Raw genomic sequence first — 17262 nt, 5'->3', positions numbered from 1 at the left:
GGCTCAGGCCTTCGTTTCCAGCGCATAGCGGGCGATTTCGATCCCCATCGCCTTTTCGACGACGGGATAGACGGTCGGATCGAGCACACTTGCCGACAGCGGAATGATATCCTTCGGCACATGCAGGATGAAGACCTGCATGCCTTCCCTGAGCTGACCGACACTGAGCGGCTCGCCCTCCGGTGACAGCGTGGTGATCACGGCGGGGAAGGTGGCAAGCCGGCCGCCATCGGCATCGTCCACGGCCATATATTCGTTCATCACATGCAGCGTCACCGCTTTTGCCCCCGAACCGACGATGACCGTGCCGATGTCGAAGGCTTCCCTGGTGTAGACGACGTCTTTTCGAGAGATGACGCCTTCGGCGAGAATATGCCCGCCCGTCGTTTTGCAGATCGCGTCGATGACGGACCCGCCGCGTTTCTCCGCCGCGATGATCGCCTCTCCGAGCGCAAGCGCCATTGAGATGCCGCCGAGTGCCGCATGGCTGCGGACATAGGAGGCTCTGAGCGGATTGCGGCAGCTGGCGATGAAGCCGCCGGATTGATCGGCGGCGGCGCGCAGCACCGGCGAGATCTTCGCCGTCGCCCCCTTCACCACCAGTTCGATATAGCGGTTTTCGGCGCGATTGCCGCCGACGGCGGTCTGGATCATCGGCTCGGGGGAGCCGGCCATGCCGATCGAGCCCATGTCGCCTGTGGGATGGGCGCGGATATCGCCGACCGCATCGACCACCTTGGTGCCGAGGATCGCCGAGGGCAGCCAGCCGTTCAGCGTCGAGGACTTGCCGTTCTGGCCGATGATCAGCCCGGAAAGCTTTTCGCCCAGCGCCTCCTGCAGGAGCTGCACGGCCTTCACATAATCGATGCCCTGCATTTCCCAGGGCGTCGTGGAGGCCGGCGCGCCGATGGCAGCAGCCGTCGCGATCCAGTCATCGGCCCGCAGCTCGTCGATCGAGACCAGCTCCGGCTTGCCGGCATTGACGGCCGCCAGCCCGAGCATGCGCCCGTGATCGGCCCAGCCGCCGCCGCCGGCGGCATAGACGGAGCCGCCCTTGACGGCGGCTTCGACGTCCTTCTCAACCAGTATGCGTCCCATCGGCCTTCTCCCGCTTCGAATCCTTATCCATCTCGCGCACCGCCTCGAACAGCACGGCGGCGCCGAGCGCGATGTCGTCATTGTCGGCCCACTCGTCGGCGCAATGGCTGCGGCCTGCCCGGCAGGGCACGAAGATCATGGCCGCCGGCGCCACCTTGGCGATCCAGGCCGTGTCGTGTCCGGCGCCCGAGGCCATGCGCCGATGTTTCGCGCCGACGCGCTCGCAGGCGGCCTCGAGCGTCGAAAGCAGCCCGGCATCGCCGGGCGTCGGCAGATTGTCGGATACCCGGTTCGGCGCCTCGATCCTCACGCCATAGGCGGTCGCCAGCTTTTCGACATGGCCTTCGAGCCAGCGGCAGAAAGCCTCCATGTCGGCGCGGATTTCCGCGCGCCCGTCAATCAGCAGCACGACCTTCGACGGCACGACATTGGCGGCATTCGGCTCGATCCTGAATTCGCCGACCGTCGCCGCAAAATGCCCCGGCGTTCGGGCAAGTTCGGCGGCGGCGTTGCGGATGTCGAGCACCAGCTGCGATGCCGCCACCAGCGCATCCGCCCGCCGGTCCATCGGCGTCGTGCCGGCATGGTCGGCTCGCCCCTCGACGGCAATTTCGATGCGGGTGATGCCGGCGATCGCGGTGACGATGCCGATATCCTTCCGTTCGGCTTCGAGCACCGGCCCCTGCTCGATATGCAGCTCGAGAAAGCCCGCAATATCCGGCCTCTTCTGCTGCGCCAGGACGGCAGGCTCGCCGCCCACCCGGGCAATACCCCCGGCAAGATCGAGATCGCCGCTGGCGCGCGAAAGCCAGGCCTCCGGCAGTTGCCCGGTCATGCCGCGGCTGCCGATGCAGGAGACGCCGAAGATGCTGACTTCTTCGGCGAGGAAATCGACCACCTCCAGATCGTGGTCGAGCTCGATGGTCTGGTCGCCGAGCGCCCGCGCCACCTCAAGCGCCGCGATCACGCCGGCAATGCCGTCGAAACGGCCGCCGTCCGGCACCGTGTCGGAATGCGAACCGAGCATGATCGTGCCGAGCCACGGCTTGCGGCCGGTGCGCCGGCCGATCAGATTGCCGGCCGCGTCGAACCGCGTTTCCAGTCCGGCCGCCTTCATCCGCGCTTCGAGATAGCTCCGGCCTTCGCGAAAGAGCGGCGAGAAGGCTCGCCGCGTCCAGGGATGCCCGGGCTCGGTGATCGCGGCCAGCGCCTCGATATCCTCAGCGATCCTGCTGGCATTGACGGGAAGATTGCGGCTCATGCACCGTCTCCCGCAATGATGTGGCGCGACGGCGGCCGGACGAACCGGCCGGTGCCGGGTTTGGCCAGCACTTTGCCGCCCTCGGCGATCTTTTCGCCGCGCAGGTAGGTGGCCGCCACCGTCCAGGGCAGGGCAATGCCGTTATAGGGGCTCCAGCCGACGACATTGTTGCCGCTTGCCGACGCATCATAGACGCTGTCCCGCGGTTCCAGCACGGTGATATCGGCATCTTTGTCCGGCGTCAGCGCCCCCTTGATATGGTCGAGCCGGAAATGCTTGGCCGGATTCTCCGCCATCAGCCTGGCCGCCCAAGTCAGCGGAATGCCGCGCTCGATGGCGCCTTTGACGAAAAGCGGCACCATCACCTCGAGGCCCGGCACGCCGGATGCGTTGGCGAGCATGTCGGGATTGGTCTTGCGGTTCTCCGACCAGCTGACGTGATCGGTCGAAACCAGCCAGACATCGCCGTCGGCCACCTTCCGCCAGAGCTTCTCCACCTCGGCGCGCGGCCGCAGCGGCGGATTGATCTTCGCCTTGCCGCCGAGGCGCTTGACGTCGTTCTCTTCGTCGAGCGTCAGATAATGGATGCAGCATTCGACCGTCGCCGCAAAGCCGTCACGCCGATAGGCGCGGGCGATATCGTAGCCGCGCCCGAGCGAGCAATGCACCACATGCGCGGGGCAGCCGGTGGCGGCACCCGTCTCGAAGATCGTGTGCATGGCCAGGAGTTCGGTGATCGGTGGCCGTGACAGGCCGTGCGCCCGCCAGTCGGTGATGCCGCGCACCTTCACTTGCTCGATATAGCTGCGCACCGCCTCGTCGTCTTCATTGTGCACGCCTGCTGTCAGCCCCGTCGGCGCGATGGCGGCAAAGCAGGCGTCGAGCAGGGCCGGGGGAATGCGCGGAAAACGCTTGGGATCGGTGCCGAACGTCGAGAATTTGAAGGCGGCGACGCCCGCCTCGACCATCTCGCCGATCCGCGCCGGGCCTTCCTCCGGATCGACGGTGCCGTAAAGCGCGAAGTCGACGCGCGCCTGCTGCCCGGCATGGTCGATCTTGCGTTTGACCGCCGCCGCCGAGCAAACGAGATCGCCCTCGTCATAGGGCATGTCGACGATCGTTGTCACGCCGCCGGCCGCTGCCGACCGCGTCGACCAGATGAAGTCTTCCTGGTTCTTCTGGGAAAGCGAATGCACCTGGGCGTCGATCGCGCCGGGCAGGATCAGCGCTCTGTCGAGCAGATGCCGCTCACGCGCCGCCGGCGGCACGCCGAGGCCGACCTCGGCGATCTTGCCGTCGCGGGCGGCGACATAGCCCTCGTCGAGAATGCGGTCCGGCAGCACCACCGTGCCCTGCAGAACGAGATCGAAGTCCATGCCGTTCCTCCTAGAATGAAGTCAGACCGTTGCCGGCCGGGGCAGGATGCCAAAGCGCGAGCTGCTTTCGCACGGCATTGATGCTCCGACTGGTTAATGTAGAACAGGATCCCAATTTTCAGGCCCTGGCCTGACATCATCCTGTTCAGCTGGCCAGCCGCTCCTCGATGGGTTCCGGCGAGCCGAGTGCGAAGAAGTCGTCGAAGGAGGCGATCGGCACCTGCTCGGTCAATTTTGCCAGAAAATCGTCCGATCCGAGCTCTTCCTCGATCGCCTCCACCTCGGCCGAAAGCGGCCGGTCGACGGTATAAAAAGCCGCGTGTTTGCGCACGACCTGATAAAGCATGCCGGCGACGCCCTTCGGTTCGTCTCCGAGAATGTCGATTGCCTGGGCCGACAGCAGCGCCTCGAGTGCCGCAAGCCGCTTCAGCGCCTGCATCTGCCGCTCGAAGCGCTCGATGACGAGCGGCAGGAAGGCCGCTTCGTCCTCCAGGCCGGCCGCCACGACCAGCGATTGCGCCGAAACGGGACCGGACATCGACAGGACGCGCGAGAAGATTTCGCCGGCAAGCTTGATGATCGGCCCGAAGCCGGTGGCGATCCGACCCGGCGGCACCAGATTGACCGGCAGGTCGCGCCGCTGGCCGTTGCCGAGAATGACGCAGCGGTTGAAGGCGTTGCGTGCCGCATGCGCCATGCACAGCGCCGCCGATTCGAGCAGGATGGTCACGTCGAGCGGCAGCGAACCGCCCGAGGTCATCACCCTGCCTTCCACCACCACGGGATTGTCGTCCGAGCGTCCGGTGGCGGCAAGGATCTTGTGGCCGGTCGACAGCAGGTTTTCGATGACGGCGCCGAACACCTGGGCGATCATGCGCAGGCTGAGCGGATCCTGCACATGCGTCGCGACCGGCCAGTTCCAGTCCTCCGACGCATTGCAGAGCCAGGCGCCGATCAGCGCCTCGCGCGCCGTGCCGACATGGCGGACGGCCTTCCAGGGATCGCGGGAGGCGCCGAGCGCGCCGGCCGCCATCATCGCCGTCGCCAGCAGGACGCGGATCGAGGCCGCCGCATTGCGTGTCGTTTCCGCCGCCGCGGCAAAGCTCACGGCATTGACGCTGAGCGAGGCGAGGCTGTCGCGCGGCGCCATCCGCACCGGTTCCAGCCCTGCCGCCCGGAAGGCGTCGGCTGCCTGCATCCGCTGGCCGCGATAGACCGCTTCGCCGACGCCGGTCAGCACCGCGCCGATCTGCCCCATCAGGCCGATATCGGCGCAGCCGATCGAGCCGGTGCGGCGCACGACCGGAATGAGATCGGCCTCCAGCATCCTGATATAGGCCTCGATCAGCTCCGGCGTGCAGCCGACCTGGCCGGTCAGCGCCGTATTGACGCGGATCGCCATGGCGTTGCGCACAACATTGCAGGAAAACGGCGTGCCGGTGCCGAAATGATGGGCGCGCACCAGGCCGAGATTGAAAGTGTCGAGTTCGTCGGCCGACCACTCCACATCCTTCATGGCGCCGACACCTGTAGTCGAGCCGTAGACCGGCATGCCCGAAGCAATCGCATCCTCGACGATCTCGCGGGCGATGGCGATGCGGGCCATGCCGGTTGCCGAAGCAGAAATCGCCGCCTTGCCCGCACCGATGGTCACCATCTCGGCAAAACCAAGCGGTCGTCCGGAAAGTTCGATGCCGGGGCGTTCGTGCTGCATGGGGCCAGATCTCCTAGAACAGGATGATTTTAGGCCGGTCCGGCCGAAAATCTGAATCCTGTTCTAAATTAAAGAGTCAGAGCATGATGTCGCCCGAAAACCGCTCACACTTTTCGGCATCATGCTCTAACGGTGAGACTAAGCGAGCCCTCCGTTATATGGGATATCCTAAATGCCGAACACAGCATGTTATCGGGAGGCGGTCAGCTCAGCATCCAGGCAATATAGAGAAGCGTCAATGCGATGACCCACAGCGCGAATTCTGGCCGAGCGGTTGTGCCGTGCTTCGGCCTTGCCGATCGCCTCGGCCGTCTCCTCGTCGAAACGCAGGCCGTGCTCGCTCATATGCAGGAGCTGATGGTGGAATTTTTCGGTCTTCGCCGCAATTTCCGGCACGGCTTCGGCAAGCTTGACCGCCGCCTTCAGCCCGTCCTTGAGATCGGTGGCGATCCGCTTCGGCCCGAGATTGTTGCGAATCCAGTCGCCGACGACGGGCTCGGAGGCCTTCCACATGTTGAAGCGCGGGTTGAGCATGCGTGACACGCCCTCGACGACGACCATGGTCTTCTGCAGCATCACCAGTTCCGGCCGGGTCGCCATGTCGAAGAGTTCGGTCACTTCGAAAAGCAGCGTCAAGAGCTTGCCCATCGAGATCGTCTCGGCCGGCTGTCCATGGATCGGCTCGCCGATCGCCCGGATTGCCTGGGCGAAGCTCTCGACATTGTGGTGGCCGGGCACATAGCCGGCCTCGAAATGCACCTCGGCGACGCGAATGTAATCGCGGGTGATGAAGCCGTAGAGGATTTCGGCGAGGAACCGCCGTTCCTTCTTGCCGAGCCGCCCGACAATGCCCATGTCGACGGCGACGATCATGCCACCGGCATCGACGAACAGATTGCCCGGATGCATGTCGGCATGGAAGAAGCCGTCGCGCAGCGTATGGCGCAGGAACGACTGGATCAGCGTGTCGGCGAGCAGGTTGAGATCGTGGCCGGCCGCGCGCAGCCCCTCGACGTCAGACATTCTCGTGCCGTCGATCCACTCCATGGTGATGACGTCGCGGCCCGTGCGCTCCCAGTCGACCTTCGGGACGCGGAAGCCGGGATCGCTGTCGGTGTTTTCGGCGATCTCCGAAAGCGCTGCCGCCTCCAGGCGAAGATCCATCTCCACCTTCGTCGTCTGTTCGAGCGTCTTCGTCACCTCGACCGGCCGCAACCGCCGGCTCGACGGCATGAAGCGCTCCTGCATATGGGCGACGAGGTACATGGCCTCGATGTCGTGCGCAAAACGCTGGCGCACGCCGGGTCGCACGATCTTGACGGCGACCTTCTTGCGGCCCTGCGATGTCTCGACTTCGGCCGGGTGCACCTGGGCGATCGAGGCGGCGGCGATCGGCTCGCCGAAGCTTGCATAGAGTTCGCCGATCGGCCGCCCGAGCGAGCCTTCGATATTCGCCTTTGCGGCAGCCGAGGGAAAGAAGGCCATCCGGTCCTGCAGCTGCGACAGGTCGTTGGCGAATTCGACGCCGACGACATCCGGCCGCGTCGCCAGGAACTGCCCGATCTTCACATAGGAAGGACCGAGCCGCTCGACCGCCTGCGCCAATCGGTCGCTGCGCTTCTGATGCTTTGCCTTGCTTCGCTCGAAAATCGTGACGAAGGATTTGGCGAGCGCGACCGAAGGCGGCAGGCCTTCGGAAGGAAGCGCCGAGACGACGCCCTCACGCACCAGCACCCAGCCGACGCGCCAAAGGCGGAAATAGGCTCCGAAAGTGCTCATGCAGGAATGCCCCGGTGACGGAGGTTCGTCTCTTTTTTCTTCATTCCCTCAGAGCTTCCAGCCGGAATGCAGCGCGGCGATGCCGCCGGTATAATTGGTGTAGCTGACGCGCGAAAAGCCGGCCTGGCGGATCATCGCCGCGAAATTCTCCTGGTTCGGGAATTTGCGGATCGATTCCACCAGATACTGGTAGGGTTCGGCATCGCCGGTGATCGCCTTGCCGAATTGCGGAATGGCGTTGAACGACCAGGCGTCATAGATCTTGTCGAGCAGCGGCATGTCGACTTCGGAAAATTCGAGCACCAGCAGCCGGCCGCCGCGCTTCAGCACGCGATAGGCCTCAGCCAGCGCAACATCGATCCGCGGCACGTTGCGGATGCCGAAGGCGATCGTATAGGCGTCGAAGCTGGCGGCCTCGAAGGGCAGCTCCTCGGCATTGGCCTCGACGAAGGTGAGATTGCCGGAAAGCTTCTTCTTTTCCGCCCGCTCGGCGCCGACGCCGAGCATCGAGCCGTTGATGTCGAGCACGGTCGCATGCGCCTGCCGGCCCGAAGCCTCGACGATGCGGAAGGCGATGTCGCCGGTGCCGCCGGCAACGTCGAGCACCTTGTAGCCCGGCTCCTTGCGCGGATTGAGCGCGGCGATCATCGCATCCTTCCAGACCCGGTGCATGCCCATCGACATGACATCGTTCATGATGTCGTAGCGTTTGGCGACCTTGTGGAACACCTGGTTGACCATGCCCTGCTTCTCGCCGCCGGGCACTTCGCGAAAGCCGTAGGAGGTCTCCATGCCGCCATCGGCGGAAGTGCGGCTTTCTGACATCAGGCTGCTCCGTTCCTTCAAGATTCGGACACGGCGGCCATAGCGAAAGACCGCGCGCGACGTTATCACTGGGCCGCGCTCTCCGCGGCTCACTGGCGCTATAGCGCACATCGTCCTCGGTTGAAACACGTTCGATATAGATGGGTTAAGATGCCGGAATTGCCAGAAGTCGAAACGGTCAAACGCGGGCTGGCGCCGGCGATGGAGGGGGCTCGCGTCGCAAGGCTGGAGCTGCGCCGCAGGGATCTGCGCTTCCCCTTTCCCGATGCCTTGGCGGACAGGGTTTCCGGCCGCACCATTATCGGGCTTGGCCGCCGCGCCAAATATCTGCTGGTCGATCTCGACGACGGCAATACGCTGATTTCCCATCTCGGCATGTCCGGTTCCTTCCGTATCGAGGAAGGTGCGGCCTCGGCGATGCCGGGCGAATTCCACCATGCCCGCACCAAGGACGAGAAGCACGATCACGTCGTCTTTCATCTCGAGGGCGCCGGCGGCCCGCGCCGCGTCGTCTATAACGACCCGCGCCGTTTCGGCTTCATGGATATGGTAAGACGTGCCGATCTTGCCGCCCACCCTTTCTTCCGCGATCTAGGCCCGGAGCCGACGGGAAACGATCTCGGCGCCGCCTATCTCGCCGACCGTTTCCGCGACAAGGCGCAGCCCTTGAAGAGCGCGCTTCTCGACCAGAAGAACATCGCCGGTCTCGGCAATATATATGTCTGCGAGGCGCTGTGGCGTTCGCATCTTTCGCCGATTCGCGCCGCCGGCACGCTGGTGACGCCGGGCGGCAAGCCGAAGGAAAAGCTCGGCCTGCTCGTCGCCTCGATCCGCGACGTCATCGCCGATGCGATCGCCGCCGGCGGATCGTCGCTGCGCGACCATATCCAGACGGACGGATCGCTCGGCTATTTCCAGCATTCCTTCTCCGTCTATGATCGCGAAGGTCAGGCTTGCGGCACGCCCGGCTGCGGCGGTACGGTCGCCCGTATCGTCCAGGCGGGGCGCTCCACCTTCTATTGCGCCGCCTGCCAGAAATAAGAGAGAACCGGGAGACCAGCATGGCTTACGAGACCCTGATCGTCGAAACCCGAGGCAATGTCGGCCTCGTCACGCTGAACCGACCGCAGGCGCTGAATGCATTGAATTCCACCGTCCTGAGGGAGCTGAAGGCAGCCTACGCCGGCTTCCATGCCGACGAGGCGATCGGCGCCATCGTCATCACCGGCTCCGAACGCGCCTTTGCCGCCGGCGCCGACATCAAGGAGATGCAGTCGCTCCAGTTCGCCGACATCTATAAGAGTGATTTCATCAGCGGCTGGGATGACATCGCCAAGGCGCGCAAGCCGGTCATCGCCGCAGTCAGCGGCTTTGCCCTCGGCGGCGGCTGCGAGCTTGCCATGATGTGCGATTTCATCATCGCCTCGGAGACGGCGAAGTTCGGCCAGCCGGAAATCACCCTCGGCGTCATCCCCGGCATGGGCGGCTCGCAACGGCTGACGCGCGCCGTCGGCAAGGCGAAGGCGATGGATCTTGTCCTGACAGGCCGGATGATGGATGCGGCGGAAGCCGAACGATCGGGACTCGTTTCGCGTGTAGTGGCGCCCGAGCGTCTTCTCGACGAGGCTCTTGCCGCGGCGGAAAAGATCGCCTCCCTTTCGCAGCCCTCGGTGATGATGGCCAAGGAGGCGGTCAACCGTGCCTTCGAGACGACGCTGGAGGAAGGGCTTCGCTTCGAGCGCCGCCTGTTTCACAGTCTCTTTGCCACCGATGATCAGAAAGAAGGCATGGCGGCCTTTGTCGAGAAGCGCAAACCTGCCTTTCAGCACCGTTGAATGCTTTTCGATGCTTCCGGCTGGAAAGCTTGAAAATCTGCGTTGACGTGGGCCGGCTTTAGGGTTATATGCCCGCCCACGGTTCGGAAAGCCGCTCTGGTTTTCCGCGATTGCTCCCGCATTGCTGGATTTTGTGGCCGCAGGGCCCGCGGTAATGGCGGAGTTTGTTCGAATTCTTGAGAGAGGCATCCATGGCCAATACAACTTCGGCGAAAAAAGCGACCCGCAAGATCGCCCGCCGTACCGACGTCAATAAGGCTCGTCGCTCGCGCGTTCGCACTTTCGTTCGCCAGGTCGAAGAGGCTATCGCATCCGGTGACGCCGACAAGGCGAAGGCCGCTTTCCTGGCCGCTCAGCCGGAGCTTGCCCGCGCCGCCAGCAAGGGCGTCCTGCACTCCAACACGGCATCGCGCAAGGTCTCTCGCTTGGCCGCTCGTGTGAAGGCTCTTTCGGTCACCGCGACCGCGTAATCTTCCGTTAACGACCTCCTCGTTATGATTAGCCCGGTAATTTTACCGGGCTTTTTCGATTCAGCTGATCGGCGTCTTCATGGTTAATCGCACGACTGTTTCGTGTCAACGCCATGACAGGAAAAGTCCTTAAAAAACAATGGCTTGCGCAAGGATGCTTTCGCGCTGGGCGACTCTGGCCTGCGCTCCGGGGACCCTGGGCGAGTCAAGAAGATTTTTATTTTTTTTCTTTCATTGCGTGTCAAAATAGCCCGAACGGGGAATCTCCTTGATTCAAAAGCGATTCTTTTTTGACGCTGGTGTGACGCCCGAAAAGGGCGGACGGAGTCAATGGCCGCATCTTAATTTTGCGTAAAATTCATCGTTGATCTTGCCATTTGATCCTGCCTAAATGGCTTCCAACAAAGGGCGCGGACATCACCTGCAGAGGCTCGGTCTTAACTGCCACGTCGGCAGGGCGATAAGTTTGTGCCATTTGTTACGGAGCCTTGCGCTTCCGTTTTTTCAAGCACTCGACGGATTTGAGCCGTAACGTGGCTGTTACGGGGCAGGGATGTTTTGTGCCTATGGCAACCACACGTTTAACGTGAGCTGCCGGATAGGGATAGTAATATTGCGTTCGGGCTGGTCGGCCGAAAACGAGGATCGACCGCCAGCCTGGCACGGAAGCCGATGAAGGTTGCCGCATGAACGCGGTACCTGCACCGGTGTTCTGCGCCATGTTTGAGTGAACCGGCAGGCGAGTGGCTTCATGAGGATGCCGCCAGCCCGTCAAAGGCGGGGAATGCTCGGACGGCTGTTTTAGCGGGGGCCGCCCGGTGGAATTGAAAGGCGGCATTATGCAGATGAATACGATGACGGCAGGCGGGCACGACAACGGGGATGCGGCACCGCAGGCGTTCGGCTCCATTCGCCTGGAAATGGGGGAAGCAAAGGCGGAAATGAAGCAGAGCATTTTGTTCGAGCGCGTCAGCGCGCGCTTGAAGGCCCAGGTCGGCCCTGATGTCTATGCCAGCTGGTTTGCCAGGTTGAAGCTGCATTCGGTATCGAAGAGCGTCGTTCGCCTGTCGGTTCCCACGACCTTCCTGAAGTCGTGGATCAACAATCGTTATCTCGATCTCATCACCGGTCTGTTCCAGGCCGAAGATCCGGAAATCTTGAAGATCGAAATCCTGGTGCGCACGGCGACGCGCAGCGGCATGAAGGCCGCCGACGAGGTGGTCCAGCCCGAGCCGGCTGCTCCCGCGCAGATGCGCCGCCAGCCAAGCGCCCAGCCGGCCGGCCAGGCCGTCCAGCAGGCGGTTTCGGCTGTTGCCGCCGCAAGGCCGGCGAGCTTTGGTTCGCCGCTCTTCGGTTCGCCGCTCGATAGCCGTTTCACCTTCGAAACCTTCGTGGAAGGCAGCTCCAACCGCGTCGCGCTTGCGGCTGCCAAGACGATTGCTGAGGCCGGTTCCGGCGCCGTGCGCTTCAATCCGCTCTTCGTCCATTCGACGGTCGGGCTCGGCAAGACCCACCTGCTGCAGGCGATCGCCAATGCGGCGGTGCAGAACCCGCGGGCTCTGCGCGTCGTCTATCTGACGGCGGAATATTTCATGTGGCGCTTCGCCACCGCGATCCGCGACAACGACGCGCTGACGCTGAAGGATTCGCTGCGCAACATCGACCTCTTGATCATCGACGACATGCAGTTCCTGCAGGGCAAGATGATCCAGCACGAATTCTGCCATCTCCTCAACATGCTGCTCGACAGCGCCAAGCAGGTGGTCGTGGCCGCCGACCGCGCGCCCTGGGAGCTGGAATCGCTCGATCCCCGCGTCCGCTCGCGCCTGCAGGGCGGTGTGGCGATCGAACTCGATGCGCCGGATTACGAAATGCGTCTCGAAATCCTCAAGCGCCGCCTTGCGGCCGCCCGCCTGGAGGATCCGTCGCTCGAAATTCCGGCCGACCTGCTCCAGCACGTCGCCCGCAACATCACGGCCAGCGGCCGCGAACTCGAAGGCGCCTTCAACCAGCTGATCTTCCGCCGCTCCTTCGAGCCGAACCTGTCGATCGAGCGCGTCGACGAACTGCTCGCCCATCTCGTCGGCTCCGGCGAGCCGCGCCGTGTGCGCATCGAGGATATCCAGCGCATCGTCGCCAGGCACTACAATGTCTCGCGCCAGGAACTGGTCTCCAATCGCCGCACCCGCGTCATCGTCAAGCCGCGCCAGATTGCCATGTATCTGTCCAAGACGCTGACGCCGCGCTCCTTCCCCGAGATCGGCCGCCGTTTCGGCGGGCGTGATCACACGACCGTGCTGCACGCCGTGCGCAAGATCGAGGAGCTGATATCGGGAGACACCAAGCTTTCGCATGAAATCGAGCTGCTGAAGCGGCTGATCAACGAATAAGTGGTGGATTTTCGAGGACATTCGACGGCCGGGAGCGATTCCGGCCGTTTTCCTTTATAAGCTTTTTATTCTATACCTCCGGCCATCCCGTGCACGTCCGATTTGGAGCGGCGCGCATCGGACAAAAATGAAAGCGCCGAAGCGGGCGCGTGGGAGGATATGCATGAGTTTCAAAAAGATTGCCGTTCTCGGCCTGGGCAAGGTCGGACGGCTGGCGGCGACGCTGTTGCATGAAGGCGGCTTCGAGGTGATCGGCATCGATGCGCAATTGCCGCTGGGCGATCTGCCGTTCAAGTGCCGCACCGGCGATATTTCCGACGCTCAGGTGATTGGCGAACTGCTCTCCACCGTCGAGGCGGTGCTCTCCTGCCTTCCTTACCATCTGAACATCGAACTGGCCCGCGCCGCCCATCTTGCCGGCATCCATTATTTCGATCTGACCGAAGACGTTCCCACAACCAATTTCATCATCGAACTGTCGAAGACGGCCCGCGGCCTGATGGCGCCGCAATGCGGCCTGGCGCCGGGTTTCGTCGGCATTGTCGGGGCAAGCCTTGCCGACGGCTTCGAGCGCTGCCGCTCGATCCGCATGCGCGTCGGCGCCCTGCCGCAGCATCCGACCGGCCTTCTCGGCTATGCCTTCAACTGGTCGCCGGAGGGCGTCGTCAACGAATATCTGAACGATTGCGAGGTCATCGAGGGCGGTGTGCGCAAGCTGGTCTCGCCGATGGAATGGCACGAGACCATCTATGTCGGCGGCGTCAAGCTCGAAGCCTTCACCACCTCGGGCGGTCTCGGCACGATGTGCGACACCATGCTCGGCAAGATCGACAATCTCGACTACAAGACCATGCGTTACCCCGGCCATATGGAGCTGATGAACTTCTTCTTCCATGAGCTTCTGATGCGCGACAAGCGCGCACTCGCCGGCGAGATCCTGACCAATGCCAAGCCGCCCGTCGAAGACGACGTCGTCTACGTCCACGTCGCCGCCGAGGGGACGGAGAATGGCAGCCTGCGCCGCAAGGAATTCGTGCGCGCCTATTATCCGATCGAGATTGCCGGCGCGCGCCGCACGGCGATCGCCTGGACGACGTCGGCCTCCGTCGTCGCCGTTATCGAGATGGTCCGTGACGGGCTGCTGCCGGCGACCGGCTTCCTGCATCAGGAGCATATTCCGCTGGAGATGTTCCTGAAGACGCCGACCGGCAGCCTGTTCAAGGCGGGCGCCACTACAGCGCCGCGCGTCTCTTCAGACGCGCAAAGGACGCTGTAGCACTTTGAATTGCTGCATAATTTTATCCTTAAATCGATTTCGATTTAAGGAATTATGCAGTAGCACAGGTGAAAATGGATTTCCGGCGCGGCGGTAAGGTCATCGCCGCGCTGGCAACAATCCGTTGTCTGATATCAGCAGGCGAGGTCGGCGACGACGGAATCAAGGATCAGCATGCCCGCCGGTGTGCAGCGCAGCCGTGAATTGCCGATCCGCTCGATGAATTTATGTTCGAGCAGAAACTCTTCCCGCTTCGGATCGAGCTCGCGGCCGGAAAGCTGCTGCCAACGGGCGAGATCGACACCTTCCCGGAGCCGCAGCCCCATCAGCAGCAATTCGTCGGACTGTTCCTCATAACCCAACCGCTCTTCGTCGAGAATGCCGTGGCCGTCGCGCTCGACCATGTCGAGCCAGGCTTCCGGCTTGCGCTCGGTCGCCGTCGCGATTTTTTCGCGGCCGCGCGTCAGCCGGCCGTGCGCGCCCGGCCCGATGCCGGCATAATCGCCGTAACGCCAGTAAGTCAGATTGTGCCGGCTTTCCGCACCCGGCCGGGCGTGGTTGGAAACCTCATAGGCGGGCATGCCCTCGCGCGCGGTGATCTCCTGCGTCGCCTCATAGAGCACGGCCGATTGCTCGCCATCCGGCACGATCAGCTTGCCTGCCTTGTGCAGGCCGTAGAAGGGCGTGCCTTCCTCGATGGTCAGCTGGTAGAGCGAAAGATGATCGACCGCATAGGCGATCGCCTGCTTCAGCTCCCTTTCCCAGTCCTCGACCGTCTGGTCCGGCCGGGCATAGATGAGATCGAAGGACATGCGCGGGAAAATGTCGCGCGCGAGCCGGATCGCCTTCAGCGCTTCGGCGACGTCATGCAGCCGGCCGAGAAATTTCAGGTCGCGGTCGTTCAGCGCCTGCACGCCGAGCGAGACGCGATTGACGCCGGCCGCTCGGTAGCCGCGGAAGCGCTCGGCCTCGACGCTCGAAGGATTGGCCTCCATGGTGATCTCGACACCATCAGGCACATGCCAGTGCCGGGCAATGCCGTCGAGAATGGCGGCAACCGTTTCCGGCTGCATCAGCGAGGGCGTGCCGCCGCCGAGGAAGATGCTCGTCACCGTCTTCGGCCCGCTCATCGCCCGAACCGCCGCCGTCTCCTTCAGGAAGGCGGCGGCAAAGCGCTCCTGATCCACTGGCTGGTGGCGCACATGGCTGTTGAAGTCGCAATAGGGACACTTCGCCGCGCAGAAGGGCCAATGGACATAGACGCCGAAGCCGGGCTCGCCGGTATCGGGCAGCAGCGCCGCATCGCGCGAGGAGCCTGGCGTATCGAAATTGTCCACGTGGTAACCTTATGCCTCCAGGCAGTTTTCGACGAAGAGTTTGAAGGCGCGCGCCCGGTGCGACAGCGCCTGCGGCTTGCCGATATTCCAGCCGTGTTTTTCCTCGCCGCTCATTTCGCCGAAGGTAACGCCGTAACCCTCCGGCTGGAAGACCGGATCGTAGCCGAAGCCCTGCGTGCCGCGCGGCGGCCAGACGACATTGCCTTCCACTTCGCCGCGGAAGAGTTCGGTATGCCCGTCCGGCCAGGCGAGGCAGAGCACGCTGACGAAACGCGCGGTGCGCTGTTCAGGCATCGTCGCGCCTGCATCCTGCAGCGCCTTTTCCACCTTCGCCATCGCCATGTCGAAATCGCGCGTGCCGTCGGCTCTTTCCGCCCAATTGGCGGTGTAGACGCCGGGATCGCCGCCGAGCGCGTCGACCACCAGGCCGGAATCGTCCGACAGCGCCGGCATGCCGGCGGCATTGGCCGAGGCGACCGCCTTGATCGTCGCATTTTCCTCGAAGCTGGTGCCGGTCTCGTCGGGCTCGACGAAATTCAGCTCGGCCGCCGATTTGGCGGTGAAGCCGAGCGGTCCGATCAGTTCCTGGATCTCGCGGATCTTGCCGGCATTGTGGCTGGCGACGACGATGGTCTTCGTTTCAAGCTTGCGCATTCAGATATCCTGTTCGATGCCCCAGATTTTGGCCTCCGCGCATTCCAGGCTGTTGCCGGCCGGATCGCGGAAATAGATCGAGCGGCCGCCGTTCGGCCAATGCACCTCGGATTCGATCGCCACCCCTGCCGCTTTCAGCCGTTCGGCCATCGCATCGATATTGCGGCCGGAGACCCGGAAGCAGGCATGGCCCTCGCCGCTCGTGCCGTGCGGCGGCACCTGCAGGGCATTTGGCGCCGGCGGCTTTACCGTTTCCTCGGGGTTGAAGATCAGCAGCACGCCGGGGCCGCAGCGGAAGAAGACATGCCGGTTGGCCGCACGGGTGATCTTTTCAAGTCCGAGAACGTCTTCGTAGAAGACCTCGGCCGCATCGAGATCCCGCGCATAGAGCGCCGTTTCCAGCATGCCTTCCAGCATGGGGTTCATCCCGCAATCGCCTGTTTCTGCAGGGCGACGAGTTCGCCGATGCCGTTCTTGGCAAGACCCATCAGCGAGGTGAATTCCTCTTCGGTAAACGGCGTGCCTTCGGCCGTGCCCTGGATCTCGACGATGCCGCCGGCGCCGGTCATGACGAAATTGGCGTCGGTCTCGGCCGAGGAATCCTCGAGGTAGTCGAGGTCGATCACCGCCTGGCTGGCGAAGACGCCGCAGGAGATGGCCGCGACATGATCCTTCAGGACCCGGTCGACCTTGATCATGTTGCGGCTTTCCATCCATTTCAGGCAATCGTAAAGCGCAATCCAGCCGCCGGTGATCGACGCGGTCCGCGTGCCGCCATCGGCCTGGATGACATCGCAATCGAGGGTGATCTGCCGTTCGCCGAGCGCCTGCAGATCGACGACGGCGCGCAGCGACCGGCCGATCAGCCGCTGGATTTCCTGGGTGCGGCCGCCCTGCTTGCCGGCGGCGGCCTCGCGTTTCATGCGTTCGCCGGTTGCTCGCGGCAGCATGCCGTATTCGGCCGTCACCCAGCCCTTGCCGGTATTGCGCAGCCACGGCGGCGTCTTGTCCTCGAGGCTTGCGGTGCAAAGCACATGCGTATCGCCGAACTTCACCAGGCAGGAGCCTTCCGCATGCTTGGAAAAGTTGCGCTCGAATGAGACCTTGCGCATCTGGTCGGTTTTTCTGCCTGAAGGCCGCATTCTTATCTCCTGGAGTTGCTGACCGCTTCTACGATTGGCGGCGCCTATTTGCAAATTCCCTTTTGCCACGCGGGCGAGTTTGACTATATTTTCGGGAAGCATCAT

General features: G+C 63.4%; 14 protein-coding genes and 1 pseudogene. 5 read left to right on the top strand and 10 right to left on the bottom strand.

Annotated elements, in window-relative coordinates:
* Positions 1-3 precede the first annotated feature (3 nt).
* The 6 genes and pseudogenes from MHI61_RS21950 to ubiE form a co-directional block, all read right to left on the bottom strand.
* Positions 4-1098: a DUF917 domain-containing protein gene (locus MHI61_RS21950; protein ID WP_239790506.1), complete on the bottom strand. Its 1095-nt coding sequence runs from the start codon at positions 1096-1098 to the stop codon at positions 4-6.
* Positions 1079-2359: a Zn-dependent hydrolase gene (locus MHI61_RS21945; RefSeq protein ID WP_239790505.1), complete on the bottom strand. Its 1281-nt coding sequence runs from the start codon at positions 2357-2359 to the stop codon at positions 1079-1081. The genes MHI61_RS21950 and MHI61_RS21945 overlap by 20 nt, the downstream gene beginning before the upstream one ends.
* The gene (locus MHI61_RS21940; RefSeq protein ID WP_239790504.1) at positions 2356-3735 is read right to left on the bottom strand and encodes an amidohydrolase family protein; all 1380 of its coding nucleotides are present in this window, start codon (positions 3733-3735) and stop codon (positions 2356-2358) included. Before MHI61_RS21940 ends, MHI61_RS21945 begins: the two co-directional genes overlap by 4 nt.
* Before the next feature lie 145 nt (positions 3736-3880).
* Positions 3881-5449 (bottom strand): aromatic amino acid lyase, encoded by a 1569-nt coding sequence (locus MHI61_RS21935; RefSeq protein ID WP_097667057.1) that lies wholly within the window; start codon positions 5447-5449, stop codon positions 3881-3883.
* Between the two features lie 203 nt (positions 5450-5652).
* Positions 5653-7228: pseudogene (gene ubiB / locus MHI61_RS21930) on the bottom strand (2-polyprenylphenol 6-hydroxylase).
* Between the two features lie 48 nt (positions 7229-7276).
* Complete coding sequence (ubiE, locus tag MHI61_RS21925) at positions 7277-8053, bottom strand: bifunctional demethylmenaquinone methyltransferase/2-methoxy-6-polyprenyl-1,4-benzoquinol methylase UbiE (protein WP_239790503.1); 777 nt, start codon at positions 8051-8053, stop codon at positions 7277-7279.
* A gap of 150 nt (positions 8054-8203) precedes the next feature.
* Between ubiE and mutM the strand changes: the two genes are divergently transcribed.
* The 5 genes from mutM to MHI61_RS21900 all read left to right on the top strand — a co-directional run bounded on the left by mutM (position 8204) and on the right by MHI61_RS21900 (position 14024).
* Positions 8204-9094 carry a bifunctional DNA-formamidopyrimidine glycosylase/DNA-(apurinic or apyrimidinic site) lyase gene (mutM, locus tag MHI61_RS21920; RefSeq protein WP_097606833.1) on the top strand — a complete coding sequence of 297 codons (891 nt, stop codon included), beginning with the start codon at positions 8204-8206 and terminating at the stop codon, positions 9092-9094.
* 20 nt (positions 9095-9114) lie between these two features.
* Positions 9115-9888 carry an enoyl-CoA hydratase gene (locus MHI61_RS21915; RefSeq protein ID WP_239790502.1) on the top strand — a complete coding sequence of 258 codons (774 nt, stop codon included), beginning with the start codon at positions 9115-9117 and terminating at the stop codon, positions 9886-9888.
* Between the two features lie 191 nt (positions 9889-10079).
* On the top strand, positions 10080-10358 hold the full coding sequence (gene rpsT / locus MHI61_RS21910; RefSeq protein ID WP_064693542.1) for a 30S ribosomal protein S20: 279 nt from the start codon (positions 10080-10082) through the stop codon (positions 10356-10358).
* A gap of 839 nt (positions 10359-11197) precedes the next feature.
* Positions 11198-12748, top strand: coding sequence for a chromosomal replication initiator protein DnaA (gene dnaA, locus MHI61_RS21905; RefSeq protein WP_064681689.1), 1551 nt, complete (start codon positions 11198-11200; stop codon positions 12746-12748).
* Between the two features lie 163 nt (positions 12749-12911).
* Positions 12912-14024 (top strand): saccharopine dehydrogenase C-terminal domain-containing protein, encoded by a 1113-nt coding sequence (locus MHI61_RS21900; protein WP_239790501.1) that lies wholly within the window; start codon positions 12912-12914, stop codon positions 14022-14024.
* A gap of 134 nt (positions 14025-14158) precedes the next feature.
* Here MHI61_RS21900 and hemW read toward each other — a convergent pair whose 3' ends face one another.
* Genes hemW through rph form a run of 4 tightly spaced genes read right to left on the bottom strand, consistent with a single transcriptional unit; the run spans position 14159 to position 17157 of the window.
* Positions 14159-15361 carry a radical SAM family heme chaperone HemW gene (hemW, locus tag MHI61_RS21895; RefSeq protein WP_239790500.1) on the bottom strand — a complete coding sequence of 401 codons (1203 nt, stop codon included), beginning with the start codon at positions 15359-15361 and terminating at the stop codon, positions 14159-14161.
* Positions 15362-15370: 9 nt separating this feature from the next.
* Positions 15371-16015, bottom strand: coding sequence for an RdgB/HAM1 family non-canonical purine NTP pyrophosphatase (rdgB, locus tag MHI61_RS21890; RefSeq protein WP_239790499.1), 645 nt, complete (start codon positions 16013-16015; stop codon positions 15371-15373).
* Positions 16016-16441 (bottom strand): VOC family protein, encoded by a 426-nt coding sequence (locus MHI61_RS21885; protein ID WP_239790498.1) that lies wholly within the window; start codon positions 16439-16441, stop codon positions 16016-16018.
* Entirely contained in the window at positions 16438-17157 is a 720-nt protein-coding gene (gene rph, locus MHI61_RS21880) for a ribonuclease PH (protein WP_010024267.1), read from the bottom strand. Before rph ends, MHI61_RS21885 begins: the two co-directional genes overlap by 4 nt.
* Positions 17158-17262 lie beyond the last annotated feature (105 nt).

Source organism: Rhizobium sp. K102 (assembly GCF_022385315.1).
GTDB lineage: Bacteria > Pseudomonadota > Alphaproteobacteria > Rhizobiales > Rhizobiaceae > Rhizobium > Rhizobium croatiense.
Note: the sequence above shows the minus strand (reverse complement) of the source record. Positions and strands in the feature narration are given on the sequence as shown.